At 43.5% G+C, this 13,181-nt stretch carries 10 protein-coding genes; 3 read left to right on the forward strand and 7 right to left on the reverse strand.

Features of this window, described 5'->3' with window-relative positions; genetic code table 11:
* Positions 1–223: 223 nt before the first annotated feature.
* Positions 224–1,810 carry a B12-binding domain-containing radical SAM protein gene (locus AC5JL8_RS29185; RefSeq protein WP_495883175.1) on the reverse strand — a complete coding sequence of 529 codons (1,587 nt, stop codon included), beginning with the start codon at positions 1,808–1,810 and terminating at the stop codon, positions 224–226.
* A gap of 476 nt (positions 1,811–2,286) precedes the next feature.
* On the reverse strand, positions 2,287–4,032 hold the full coding sequence (recN, locus tag AC5JL8_RS29190; RefSeq protein WP_495883186.1) for a DNA repair protein RecN: 1,746 nt from the start codon (positions 4,030–4,032) through the stop codon (positions 2,287–2,289).
* A gap of 441 nt (positions 4,033–4,473) precedes the next feature.
* Between recN and AC5JL8_RS29195 the strand changes: the two genes are divergently transcribed.
* Positions 4,474–6,543 (forward strand): ABC1 kinase family protein, encoded by a 2,070-nt coding sequence (locus AC5JL8_RS29195; RefSeq protein WP_495883176.1) that lies wholly within the window; start codon positions 4,474–4,476, stop codon positions 6,541–6,543.
* Positions 6,544–6,718: 175 nt separating this feature from the next.
* Here the strand turns inward: AC5JL8_RS29195 and AC5JL8_RS29200 are convergent, their stop codons facing one another.
* On the reverse strand, positions 6,719–7,243 hold the full coding sequence (locus AC5JL8_RS29200) for a DUF937 domain-containing protein (protein WP_495883177.1): 525 nt from the start codon (positions 7,241–7,243) through the stop codon (positions 6,719–6,721).
* 230 nt (positions 7,244–7,473) lie between these two features.
* On the opposite strand from AC5JL8_RS29200, the gene AC5JL8_RS29205 reads away from it, so the two are divergent.
* The gene (locus tag AC5JL8_RS29205) at positions 7,474–9,030 is read left to right on the forward strand and encodes a YcjF family protein (RefSeq protein ID WP_495883178.1); all 1,557 of its coding nucleotides are present in this window, start codon (positions 7,474–7,476) and stop codon (positions 9,028–9,030) included.
* 396 nt (positions 9,031–9,426) lie between these two features.
* On the opposite strand, the gene AC5JL8_RS29210 is transcribed toward AC5JL8_RS29205, so the two are convergent.
* Positions 9,427–10,629 (reverse strand): phosphoglycerate kinase, encoded by a 1,203-nt coding sequence (locus AC5JL8_RS29210; protein ID WP_495883179.1) that lies wholly within the window; start codon positions 10,627–10,629, stop codon positions 9,427–9,429.
* Positions 10,630–10,719: 90 nt separating this feature from the next.
* Here AC5JL8_RS29210 and AC5JL8_RS29215 point away from each other — a divergent pair, with 90 nt between their 5' ends.
* Positions 10,720–11,127, forward strand: a complete 408-nt coding sequence (locus AC5JL8_RS29215; RefSeq protein ID WP_495883180.1) for a universal stress protein — start codon at positions 10,720–10,722, stop codon at positions 11,125–11,127.
* Positions 11,128–11,418: 291 nt separating this feature from the next.
* Here the strand turns inward: AC5JL8_RS29215 and AC5JL8_RS29220 are convergent, their stop codons facing one another.
* The 3 genes from AC5JL8_RS29220 to AC5JL8_RS29230 all read right to left on the reverse strand — a co-directional run.
* The gene (locus AC5JL8_RS29220; RefSeq protein ID WP_495883181.1) at positions 11,419–12,501 is read right to left on the reverse strand and encodes a HigA family addiction module antitoxin; all 1,083 of its coding nucleotides are present in this window, start codon (positions 12,499–12,501) and stop codon (positions 11,419–11,421) included.
* Between the two features lie 27 nt (positions 12,502–12,528).
* Positions 12,529–12,828 (reverse strand): type II toxin-antitoxin system RelE/ParE family toxin, encoded by a 300-nt coding sequence (locus AC5JL8_RS29225; RefSeq protein ID WP_495883182.1) that lies wholly within the window; start codon positions 12,826–12,828, stop codon positions 12,529–12,531.
* 146 nt (positions 12,829–12,974) lie between these two features.
* On the reverse strand, positions 12,975–13,181 hold a 207-nt coding region (locus tag AC5JL8_RS29230), incomplete at its 5' end, for a hypothetical protein (protein ID WP_495883183.1).

Genomic DNA, 13,181 nt, shown 5'->3' on the forward strand with positions numbered 1-13,181 from the left:
CTGTACTAAACCGAAATCATTGTAGATCCATCATTATCCTCCGATAAATTGGAGGACTTTAAGGGATTTTAGCCCCCCTTTTTAAGGGGGGTTGGGGGGATCAAAAGACTGTGGGGCAACTTTCAAAGACTTGTGTGTACACCGTAGCCAACAAGGGGAGAGGCTTGGGTGCGTAAGTCCTACCACCGTAAAATCAACTAATTAATCAGTATTTGCTAAAAACTCAAGACCTGACAAGCATTCGTTCTGGCTCGGATAATGTCGAGGCTGACAGTGGATCATAGCCTAGTTGCTGAGTAATCCGTTCCCTGGCTAAAGCACGGTACTCCCAAAAATGCTCTCCTGCGGCGCATAGACCTAAATACATATTGAGAACTTGCGGCTTTGTTCGCAGAATCGTCCACAGTTGTCGCCAGAACTGTACCCGAATTTCAGGTCTGCGTAAACCTTGGAGCCAGATTAACTGAGCAACCAGCCGCAACCCTTTACCTGGAGAAAATTGCATAGTTTGTTTTCGCTCTGCCAGTGAGCCAATACTGAGACACTGCTGAAAACAGCGTTTGAGATAGTTTTGAGGTTCATACAATGTCCAGAAACCTTCGGCATATTCTCTAGCAATTTCAGCTAAAGGACGGGTGGGGACGAAATTCATCAAAGAATTTTGGTCTCCTACCTCAGTCACGCCAATACCCTTTACTAAACGCTGCTCTTTTTGCAGGCGGTTCCATAAAGCAGTATTAGGCAAAGCTTGAAGGATGCCTAACATCGGTTGCGGAATACTCGTTTGTTCTACAAAAGCTTGAATCCGTTCTCCTGCACCTGTGCGTTCGCCATCAAAACCAAGGATAAATCCTGCATATATCAGCATTCCTGCATCATTGATTTTGCGACAGGCTTCGATGAGGGGGTTGCGAGTATTTTGCAATTTGTTTGTTACTTGCAGGCTATCTTGGTCTGGGGTTTCAATGCCGAGAAAGACAGCATAAAAGCCTGCTTGACTCATTAGCTGTAATAATTCATCGTCTTCTGCCAAGTTTACAGAAGCTTCAGTGATGAAGGTGAAAGGGTAATTGTGCTGCTTCACCCAAGGAATCAATTCTCTAAGGAATCGCTTGACGTTACGTTGATTGCCAATAAAGTTGTCATCAACAATGAAAAGTGACCCTCGCCAACCTAAATCATAAAGAGCTTGTAACTCTGCGATCGCCTGGCTTGGTTCTTTGGTACGAGGTTTCCGCCCATAAAGGGTAATGATGTCACAAAATTCACAGTTAAATGGGCAACCGCGAGAAAACTGCATAGCCATCATCAAGTAAGCATCTCGCTTCAGCAAGTCAAAGCGAGGCATGGGGCTTTGAGTGACATCCGGTTTTTCTAAAGAGCGAAAGATTCCTTGCTCTTGTCCTTGGCTGAAGGCTTCTAAAAATTGCGGAACTGTCATCTCGCCTTCATCCAAAATTAGGTAATGCGCCCCAGAATCAAGGGCATCTTGGGGGACGGATGTAGGGTAGGGCCCACCCACTGCAACTTTTTTACCTAATCGGACTGCTTTTTGAATTAAGGCGTGGAAATCAGGTTTTTGCACCAACATCGCTGAGATGATCACCAGATCGCACCACTCCCAATCAGCCTCAGTTTCTAGTTTGACGTTACGATCGTAAAATCGAATTTCCCAATCTTTGGGTAGAAGTGCGGCGACTGTAATAATTCCCAGTGGTGGAATAACCGCCTTTAGCCCAGCGATTTCCATAAAGCGATCGTAAGACCAAAAAGACTGGGGAAACTGTGGGTAAAGCAACAGTGCTCTCATTGATTAATATCCTTGATAGAGCTTTGATTGACTTTGATATGAAAAGTGTTGAATTTATAGGTAGGCGATCGCATCTTTGCTGCGCTCAACAGCCAGATACAAATCTGCACTAATCAAATATTAATTTAGGTACAAGAGAAACCTCCGATAAGGGAGATTGTCGGAGGACACTGGCTTGGATATATGGGTTTAGTGATAAATTTATCCGTTACGCAAATTTATTATCTCTACCAAAAGGTAGGTTTGAGGTTAATTTTGAAGCTAAGGAATGTAAATAAATTAAAATACGAGCCTTTAATCTTGTATGATGCTTCTAGCTTGCTGTGGCGCACCAATACTTTGGTGGTACTGCATTATGCGATCACTATATACCCTAAACTACGTGTATCAGTTCTTGATATCATGTCCGGCTGATTAGTCATGAAAAAACCTGCTCCCTTGCGGTCTTAATGATAAGTTTTGAACCCGACAAGATATTACCCTTCTCCACGCCGATGATTAGCAGCTTGCAATAATAGAGATTCTGCAAAGGCGATCGCGTCTGTTGCAGACTTACCACCAGCCAATTGCGCTAGTTCTTCCCGGCGAGTGGTTAAATTATCCAAGGTAGTAACGCGCACCACGGTTCTCTGTTCGGCGTTTCCATTGTTCGCTTTATTACCCTTAGACTGATTGATAATTTGCTTATCGACGCGGAAATGTCGATCTGCCATAGCAGCAACTAAAGGTTGGTGGGTAACACATAATACTTGGTTACTTTGACTTAGCTGATGTAATTTTTCGGCGATCGCTTGGGCTACTCTTCCCGATACACCGACATCAATTTCATCAAATACCATTGTCCCAGCAGCGTCGGCTTGAGAAACACAAGCTTTCAGCGCCAGCAAAAAGCGGCTCATTTCACCCCCAGAGGCGATTTCCGATAAAGGTTGTAGTGGTTCTCCGGGGTTGGGGCTAAACATAAATGTAATTTTGTCTGCTCCAGTAGCCGTTGGGGTGGTAGGTACAATCTCCACTGTAAACTGCACCTTTTCCATCGCTAGGGGCTTGAGTTCAGATATCAATCGTGATTCTAATTTGTTAGCAGCTTGACGGCGCAATTGAGTTAACTGATTACAAGCTTGCATCAGCTTTGTCAAACTTGCTTGTTCTTGCTGTTCTAATTTTTCGATTGATTGTTCGCTATCGTTAAGTTCTGCTAATTCGCTTTGGATACGCTGGTAGTAGGCGATCGCTTCTTGTAACGTTGGGCCATATTTACGACAAATCTGCTTTAATTCCCGAATTCGCTCTTCTACTTCCTCTAAACGTTGCGGATCAGCTTCTAAATCTTCTCCATAAGCATTAATTTGCCTGGCCACTTCCATTAATGTAGCTTGAGCATCTCTTACCAAGTCCAACAGTGGTTGCAGTTGAGCATCGTATTCCACCATGTCATTGAGTGTCGCTTCGCTATCTCCCAATAAATCAGCGGCGGCTGGGGCTTCGTTATCATTTTGATACAAAGCTTGATAAACTTTGTAACTCATCTGTTGCAAATCCACCACATGATTGAGGCGTTCTCGTTCTTGCAATAGCTGTTCTAGTTCATTAGGATCGCTGAGATTGACTGCTCCTAATTCCTGCACTTGATAGGTGAGCAAGTCGAGTTGTTGCAAACGTTCTCGTTCGGATGTCCGGCGTTTTTCTAATACTAGATGTGCTTGTTGGTAAGTACTAAAAGCACTAGCAATAATCTGCCGTTGCTGCATGAGAGATTCACCACCATGCAAATCCAACCAGTCACGGACTTGGGCAGATTGTCCTACTTGTACAGTTTGACCTTGGGCAGTAATTTCCACCAAGCGATCGCGCAATCCCACCATCATCGGCCGATTTACCAACACGCCATTTACCCGCGATCTACTACGGATATTACTAGCAGTGGCTGCAATTTCCCGACTTATAACTACAGAACTCTCGTCTATTGCATCAATTTCTTGTTCGTTCAGCCAAGCAACTAAGGCTGGGTTAGATTTAAAAGTAGCTTCTACCATTGCCCGACTCGTTCCAGTGCGAATCACTCGACTAGAGACTTTACCTCCTAGTGCAGCATCAATGGCATCTAGAATGATCGATTTTCCAGCGCCGGTTTCACCTGTCAAGACGTTCAGTCCAGCGCCAAACTCCAGTTCTAGTTGGTCAATCAGGGCAAAATTTTCAATTCGCAGGCAAAGCAACATCAAGCCAAGTTCTCCATGAGGGCAGATGCCGAATACTTCCAACTTAGAGGACACTAGTACCGCTATGCGGAATTCCAAATCCAAAAACCGTAGTGTTTTAGGCTTTTGACACTTTGTTTCAAGCTAGATTTATTTCCGTCTTAGTTCAGCAAACATGACATTTTAGCAACCAGCATTACCCACTACTATTGAAGTAGCAGGCCCATTTAAGTGTAGCAAACCTAGTTTAGTTTGATTTTGAGTTAGTCGAGCAGAAGCATATATATTGTTTTATTGCCTCTGACCTGGCTCAATAGTTTTTAATAATGAAAATTTTGTCTCAATATACTAGCTGTCAAGAAAATATCTGCCAAATCAGGCTCATGCCTAATTTAGGGATGCTTGTCTTGAAACATATTGTTACAATACTTAACATGATCAATTCGACCGGTGGCATTCTTCATGATTGTTAAAACACATCCCCCTACTTCCCGACCGATCGAGGAGGACAATCGCGCTAGCAACAACCGTGGCGACGAAGTATATGTTGCCGAAGTAGTGCCAGAAAATGGTACACAAGGTTTGGTAGTGCGATCGCCAAGACTTATAGCAGCCCAACAACAACGGGCATTGACGACGCAAGTTGAACCTGAGCCAACGCGTTACAATCCGGCGGAGATAGCGGCGCATTACCAAAACAGACGCTTAGAAGTTGTCAAGCGGATTTTTGCAGTCTTAGGGCCAACTATATCCTTTGCTTTTGGGTTGTGGTGGGACAGCAGACGGGGAATTACAGTGAAAAATGACCGCCGCCGTGCTGTTCAACTGAGAGAATTATTGACGCAACTGGGGCCTGCGTACATCAAAATTGGGCAAGCTTTGTCTACAAGACCAGATTTAGTTCCTCCCACATACTTAGAAGAACTGACTAGGCTACAAGACCAATTACCACCTTTTCCCAACGAAATTGCCTACCAATTTATCGAAGAAGAACTAGGCGCACCGCCAGCAGAAATCTACACAGAACTTTCAGCCGAACCAATTGCCGCTGCTTCTTTGGGGCAAGTGTATAAAGGTAAGCTAAAAACTGGTGAAGAAGTTGCAGTTAAAGTCCAGCGCCCTGACTTAAAAGAGCGCATTACTATTGATTTATATATCTTACGTCGTCTGGCTGGTTGGGCACAGAAACAATTTAAGCGGATACGAAGTGATTTAGTAGGCATTCTTGATGAATTAGGCGATCGCATTTTTGAAGAAATGGACTACATCCATGAAGGCGAAAATGCCGAGCGCTTTTTTCAATTGTATGGTCATATAAAAGACATCTACGTACCGAAAATTTATTGGGAATACACCAACCGTCGCGTTTTGACGATGGAGTGGATTAACGGTATTAAACTAACTCAAACAGCAGAAATTAAAGCTCAGGGCATAGATGCCCGTTATTTAATTGAAGTGGGTGTGCAGTGTTCGCTGCGTCAATTGCTAGAACATGGATTTTTCCACGCTGATCCCCACCCAGGCAATTTGTTAGCAACGTTGGATGGGAAATTGGCTTATCTCGACTTTGGAATGATGAGCGAGATTCAGCCAGCTCAGCGTTATGGTTTAATTGAGGCGATCGTTCACGTTGTCAACCGTGACTTTGAAGGCTTGGCCAAAGACTACGTTAAGCTAGATTTTTTATCGCCGGACACAGATTTAACACCAATTATCCCAGCATTTGCTAACGTCTTTGCTGATGCCCAAGGTGCAAGCGTTGCTGAGTTGAATATTAAAAGCATCACCGATGAATTATCGGCTTTGATGTATGAGTATCCTTTCCGTGTACCTCCCTACTACGCTTTAATTATTCGCTCGCTGGTTACCTTAGAAGGTATTGCTATCTATATAGATCCTAACTTTAAAGTTCTCAGCGAAGCTTATCCCTACGTTGCCAAACGTTTGTTAACCGATCCCGCACCAGCATTAAGAGCATCACTGCAAGATTTACTATTTAAAGATGGTAAATTCCGCTGGAATCGCTTAGAAAATCTGTTAAGAAATGCTCGAAGCAATGAAGATTACGACTTGAATTTAGTAGTAAATCAAGGTGTAGATTTTCTTGCTACCGAACGAGGTGGTTTTATTCGTGACAAGCTGGTAGACGAATTTGTTAACGGAATCAATGCTTTAGGTAAAAATGTTTTGCATAACTTCACCTACTTACTGCGTGAACAGGTAGGAATAACTGCTATCAACGAAACTCCCGCAGCCACAGTTGAACAACAACAAACTCTGGAGCATATAAAACGGATCTTGAATATTCTCAGAGAAACTCGTGGCTTTGACATCACACAACTTGCTCCCCAACTTGCCCAATTGTTAGTCAATCCTGGGGTACAACGTTTGGGTCAACAAATTACCAATCGCTTATTGCAAAAAGTCCTAGCCACTATAATTCGGGAGTTGTTAGCAGCGGAAGATGTTAATAACATTCAAGGTCGTAAGTTAGAGCAACCTGTAAAGTTATCTTTACCTGCAAGAGTATAAGCCCGGATTTCTCACCACATCTCTCAAAGCCTGCGCTTGTGCAGGGGAGCAGGGGAGCAGGGGAGTTATTGTATAAGACGCGATTAATCGCGTCTGTACTTTCCCCTCTGCCCCTCTGTCAAAACCCTCACCTTCTAATGCAAAGAATAAAGGTGAGGGTTTTATTTTGGAATTCTTACCGTCTGATATACTGACTAGCCAACTTGATAGCATCAGCAATATCGACATCGCCATCCCTGTCAGCATCTAGAAAGGAATTTAGTACAGGATTGCCGCCAGCTTGAGGATTTTGAGCGCTTGCACCAGATTGTAGGAAATTTAGGACTACAGGCACTAGTAAAGGCAGCAATTGTTGGATCATACCAGCATCCAAGCCAGTGCGCTGGGCAGCAACCTGAGCAACCTGTTGCTGCATCGTAGGCGAAAACAGAGAGTTCACGGCTTGAGGGTTGGCAGAAGTGCCGCTATATTGATTTACCAGAGCTTGGGCTTGTTCACTACCGCCTGTAGCTTGCTTCTCTTGTAAAGAAGAACGCACATAGTTACCCACAATACCCAATACAGATTGTATTGTTGAGGGATCTGCCCCAGTGCGATCGCTCAGTTGATTCACGGTGTTTACAATACTTCCCAGTTGCCCTAAGCTGGCTTGCTGATTAGGATTGGCGACAGCACCAAGAATTTGATCGAAAAGTCCCATAATTTTGTTTTGTTTGTGAGTTTTTTCTTTGTAAGACTTACCTGAAGGCTCTTCAGGCACGAAGTCTAGGGTCAGCCTACTTTGGCTTGTACTTTCTTTATGGCAGTAAATTTCCCACGCCACAACTTCCAAAGGATCTATACTTCTTGCTGACTACTCTGATAAAAAACACTGAAACTATTAAGATTAAAAGCATCTGCCTACTGAATATCCACTAATCTTTGCCATCCATGCCTCTATCGCGCATAGTAACGCTGATTGTTGGTTTCATTCTTATTTTGGGTCTTAGCCTGTGGCTAATTGATTCCCTGTCTCGCCTCTACTGGCAGTTGTCCTATTCTCCTTTGTTGGGCAATCTTCTGCTGTTGCTGCTGATTGTCCTCATCGGAGCCTTAATAGCCGCGTTTGTCTATTATGTAGTGATGATGCAGTCTGGCGAGCAGCGATCGCGCCGCCGTAACCGGTCTCGTGTAACTCCAGCGCAAATTCCGGCTGCCAAATCTGATGCGGCTTCTTCAACGCTACAAGCTGTACGGCAACAGGTTGCACAAATTCAAGATGAAGTAGCACGGCAAGCTTTACTAAGTCGCTCGCGGGAAATTGAAGTTACTTTAGCACGGGGTGAAATTCAAGTAGTGGTGTTTGGTACGGGGAGTGCTGGCAAAACTTCTTTGGTAAATGCGGTGATGGGACGCATGGTAGGTCAAGTGGATGCACCGATGGGTACAACCCAGGTAGGTGAAACTTATTGTCTGAGGTTGAAGGGATTAGAACGCAAAATTTTAATTACGGATACACCAGGAATTTTAGAAGCAGGGGTGGCGGGAACAGAACGAGAACAACTAGCACGGGCACTGGCAACGGAAGCAGATTTGCTGTTGTTTGTAGTGGATAATGATTTAAGACGATCAGAATATGAACCACTGCGGGGTTTGGCAGAAATTGGCAAGCGATCGCTTCTCGTCCTCAACAAAACTGACTTATACACAGACGAAAACAAAGAATCTATCCTAGCAAGATTGCGTCAGCGGGTGCGGGGATTTATTGCCCCTAATGATGTCGTGGCGATCGCGGCAAATCCTCAACCTGCACAACTAGAAACTGGGGAAACCTTCGAGCCTGAACCGGATATTGTTCCTCTGTTGCGGCGGATGGCAGCTATTTTACGGGCTGAGGGTGAAGATTTGGTGGCAGATAATATTCTCCTACAATCTCTACGATTGGGTGAGGAAGCGCGCAAACTCATCGATTCCCAACGTCGCCGTCAAGCAGATAAAATAGTCGAGCGGTTTCAGTGGATTGGTGCTGGTGTGGTCTCAGTCACGCCTTTACCAGTTGTAGATTTACTAGCAACAGCTGCTGTCAATGCTCAGATGGTCGTAGAAATTGGTAGATTGTACGGCTGTGAATTGAATATGGAACGGGGACGAGAGTTAGCCCTTTCCTTAGCAAAAACGATTGCCAGTCTGGGCATAGTTAAGGGAGCAATTCAGTTACTTTCTGCGGCTTTGCAAACTAATCCTGCTACTTTTATTGTAGGTAGGGCCATTCAAGGTGTAACAGCAGCTTATTTAACGCGGATTGCCGGCAAAAGTTTTATTGAGTATTTTCGTCATGACCAAGATTGGGGTGATGGTGGGATGACAGAGGTTGTACAGCGTCAGTTTCAGATGAATCGCCGGGACGAATTTATTAAAGCTTTTGTGCAAGAAGCGATCGCACGGGTAGTTAAGCCTTTGCAAGCTACTTCTGAAGTAGTTGAACACGATGAAGAAGCTAAGAATTAGGATTTTTTAAAAGGGGATTGGGGACTGGGGATTGGGGATTGGGGATTGGGGACTGGGGATTGGGGACTGGGGATTGGGGGCTGGGGATTGGGGATTGGGGATTGGGGATTGGGAAATTTTATAAATTTATTCGGCGTTGCTGAATAAGGGAATGATTGAGGCTGACGCAAAGACGGGAAGACGCGGTGATTATTTTTAATGCAAATTCCAAAATTATCCCGTAATTATGCAACGCCAGAAAAATAAACAAAGCTCAAATTCTTTTTCCCCCTGCTCCCTGCTCCCTGCTCCCTGCTCCCTGCTCCCTGCCTTATCGTAACGATATTTATTTACGCCGACCTACTTAATTCGTATAATTCCCCAGACTTCTACAAGCCGGGGAATTATGTAAGTTAATTACGCATCGTCTAAAGCAGCAATACCAGGCAATACCTTACCTTCGAGTAATTCCAAGCTAGCGCCACCGCCAGTGGAAATGTGGCTCATTTGATCGGCTAAACCTACCTTTTCAACAGCTGCCACAGAGTCGCCACCGCCGATGATAGTGGTAGCGCCTTGCTTGCTAAGTCCAGCGAGGGTATGAGCGATCGCTTCTGTACCTACCGCAAACTTATCAAATTCAAACACACCCATTGGCCCATTCCAAATCACCGCTTTGCAATCTGCAAGCGCGTCTTGGAAGACTTTTACAGAGTCTGGCCCAATATCCAAACCCATGCCATCATCAGGAATGTTTTCAATGTTGACGGTTGTTGCATTAGCATCAGGGGCAAACTTATCTGCTACTACTACATCTGTAGGCAGCAGGAAAGTAACACCGCGTTCTTTAGCCTTGGCTTCCAAAGACTTCGCTAGTTCTAGCTTGTCTTCTTCTACCAGAGACTTACCAACATTCAACCCACGCGCTTTGTAAAAGGTGAAAATCATCCCACCGCCGATGATCAGCTTGTCGCACTTCTCCAGCAGTGTTTCAATTACGCCAATCTTACTAGAAACTTTGGAACCGCCAATAATAGCCGCCAAAGGACGTTGAGGATTTTCAATCGCGTTTTGCAGATATTGCAATTCCTTCTCAACCAAATATCCAGCCACAGAAGGACTCAAAAATTGAGTTACACCTTCAGTAGAAGCATGGGCGCGGTGTGCAGTACCAAAAGCGTCATTTACATAAAAATCTGCATTGGCTGCCAATTTTTTAGCAAATTCTGGGTCATTTTTTTCTTCTTCTTTGTAGAAACGGACATTTTCTAATAACAGTACTTGACCGTTTTGTAAAGCCCCGACTTTGGCAGCAACTTCATCACCGATAGAGTCGTCAGTCTTAATGACTTCTTGACCCAGTAATTCAGACAACCGTTTAGCCACAGGAGTCAAACGCAATTTGTCATCCACGCCCTTGGGACGACCAAAATGGCTTGCTAGAATTACCTTAGCTCCCTTCTGCGTTAAGTCTTGGATAGTTGGTAGAGCAGCGCGAATGCGAGTATCGTCTGTAATGTTGCCCTGATCATCCAGAGGCACATTAAAATCAACCCGTACTAACGCACGTTTACCAGATACCTCTGTTGCAGATAAATTTGCTAAAGTTTTTTTGGACACAGCCAGACCCTCCTGATCGCCTTTTTGTTATTGTTTTAAAAGTAGAACCATCCAGATTTTACCGGAGTCAGGGGTACGGAGGTGAGAGAGATGTTTAAGACAGTTCTATTTCCTATCGATCAAAGTCGAGAAGCACGGGAAGCTGCTGATGTGGTTACCAATGTTGTCCAAAAGTATGGTAGTCGCTTGGTGTTACTGTCTGTAGTGGAAGAACCCTCCGCAGAGACGCCTAGTGCTGATCCAATGGTGTCACCAGAGGTAGTTGCTAAACTGCTGGAGAATGCTCAAAATCTATTCTCTCAGCAAGGAATTAAATGTGAAACTATTGAACGGCAAGGCAAACCAGCTTTTACCATCTGTGATGTCGCCGATGAAATTGAAGCAGATTTAATTATTATGGGCTGTCGAGGTTTAGGCTTGACTGAAGAGGGAGCAACTGATAGCGTCACTACCCGCGTCATAAATCTTTCACCTTGTCCAGTGCTGATTGTGCCATAAGGGACTTTCCATAGTTTTTGAAGCTGGGGGAGCTGAGGGAGAAAAATCTGATAAGCTAATTTGCCTTGAAGCTGCATAATCCCTAGCGTCAGAAATACGCAAAGACGCGGGGATGCAGTTTTAATGATGTGCGGCTCAGTAGTTTTGCACGCACAAAAGAGTTAAAATTTATGGACGACACATAGGTGAAGAGTTTTCAGCTTGAAATATAGACTTTGAAGTAGTAATACAAGCTCAAACTACTTCAATACCGTCTTCTATGTAATCAGCCTGCAATCATCCATTTCGACCCTAGTTATCAATCCAGTTCTTCAAAAGGGGGCTAACTTTGACAAGTAACGGTCTCAAATTTTTATGGGGAACTAATTTGTCATAATGTAAGCGACCAAGGATTATGCCTGGATGTCTGTGTTGATTCTCAGCAAAATCTTCAATTGCTTTACGAGAAAAGACTTTTTTACTCCTGATAATAAATTCATTTAATGTCTGAGAGTGTATTAACCAGTCAGCCGCTTTTTGATTAGCTTCTGTTTCCTCATTATTCTCTTCTAGAGCATCCAAGTTATCTAAGTAAGTTCCTTGATGTCCTAAAACAATATGCGCTAACTCGTGCATCAGGGTAAACCAGAATGAGTCAATCCGGTCATATCTCAATGTCAATGCAACAACAGGATTATCATTTAAATAAAAGGCTGCACCATCTAAGTAAGTTTTACTCAAATGCGGCACAATTACAAAATGTACGCCTAAATCTGCTAGTAATTTAGGAATCCGCACAATACTTTCTACTTTTTCACTACAAGTTAGAATTTCAGCGATAGCAGCCTCTAGTTTTGTGCAGTCAAAACTAGCAACTGTTTGTTGTTTCGCTATATATTCTACCCGCTTTACCCAAGTTATTTGAGAGGTTAACTCTAGCTCTCGATGCTTGGAACAACGAAAATTAACATCTAATTTAGGTGTTTCATCTAAAGAAGATATACCGAAAAAATTACAAACTTGCTGTTCTAACTCATTAATCGAATCTGTTGATTGAATCCACCCATTTTTGATTAGTTCCGAGATCGGGGCAATTGTATATAATCGGCTTTTACGAGCTATATCTTGCTCCTTTTTTTCTTTACCTGCTAGATGCAGCCGATACTTTGCTTCCAAGTTCGTCCAGAACTCAGGAGAAGTTCCTAATGCAAGTGAGAGTTCGATAGCTGTTTCCGGTGTAATTTGCTTGCTTCCCCGGATAATTTCGTTGATAGTTTGAACTGGACGACCCATAATTTCTGCTAAATCTTTTTGTGTCCAGCCACGGGCTTCTAATTCTCGACTTAAAATTTTCCCTGGTGTTGGTACTCTTGCTGGTGCTAGATTCTGGCTCATGTTGCTGTCTTCCCTGAGTAGCGAAAGTTAGTGGTAGTCTTCAATGTCGATTATTGTGAGGTAATTACCTTGATTATCCTCATCCACTGTCACGATTAAACGCCACTGATCATTTAAACGTAAGGAACGCTGTCCTTGTTTTCCTCGTTTTCCTTTGAGTTTTTCAAATCTCAACCCTTTTTGAGCATATAAGTCTCGCTCATCTACAGCAGCATCAATAATTGCCATGACTTCAAAAAAGTCATCAACCACACCTGGGTATTTATGAGCATCTTTTTCTTCTGTGTAAAGTGCTTCGAGTTTCTTTTTCTTAAACTGAAAACGCAAAGCTTCCCCCAAGGTAAATGCAGTGGATTCTGCATTATATTACGCTTTAATTCAGTCTTGGGGTGAATCCCTGATAATTTAATTTTAAATCCTAATGTGACAAGAGTTTTAAGCAGTTTATAAAGATTTTTAGTTAATCTTGAAAGTTAACGCAAACCAATCCTATAAAGGGCTTTGTCATTTTTCTCCAACCTCACACCTAGCTTGAGTCTAATCATCCGCTCTCTACTCGCTAGTACATATATACTATGAACTTTAATTAATAGCAAGTTATTGATGTGGTTAGAGTAGGCATTTTTGGCGTTGCATAATAGAGGGATGAGTTGAGGTTGTCTACTGTGCAATGTCCATAC

Source organism: Mojavia sp., from assembly GCF_059505145.1.

Excerpts from the sequence above, each read along its gene's own strand:
- AC5JL8_RS29215 (WP_495883180.1), top strand. The coding sequence starts at position 10,720 with ATGTTTAAGACAGTTCTATTTCCTATCGATCAAAGTCGAGAAGCACGG.
- AC5JL8_RS29195 (WP_495883176.1), top strand. The coding sequence starts at position 4,474 with ATGATTGTTAAAACACATCCCCCTACTTCCCGACCGATCGAGGAGGAC.
- recN (WP_495883186.1), bottom strand. The coding sequence starts at position 4,032 with ATGTTGCTTTGCCTGCGAATTGAAAATTTTGCCCTGATTGACCAACTA.
- AC5JL8_RS29205 (WP_495883178.1), top strand. The coding sequence starts at position 7,474 with ATGCCTCTATCGCGCATAGTAACGCTGATTGTTGGTTTCATTCTTATT.
- AC5JL8_RS29220 (WP_495883181.1), bottom strand. The coding sequence starts at position 12,501 with ATGAGCCAGAATCTAGCACCAGCAAGAGTACCAACACCAGGGAAAATT.
- AC5JL8_RS29200 (WP_495883177.1), bottom strand. The coding sequence starts at position 7,243 with ATGGGACTTTTCGATCAAATTCTTGGTGCTGTCGCCAATCCTAATCAG.
- AC5JL8_RS29185 (WP_495883175.1), bottom strand. The coding sequence starts at position 1,810 with ATGAGAGCACTGTTGCTTTACCCACAGTTTCCCCAGTCTTTTTGGTCT.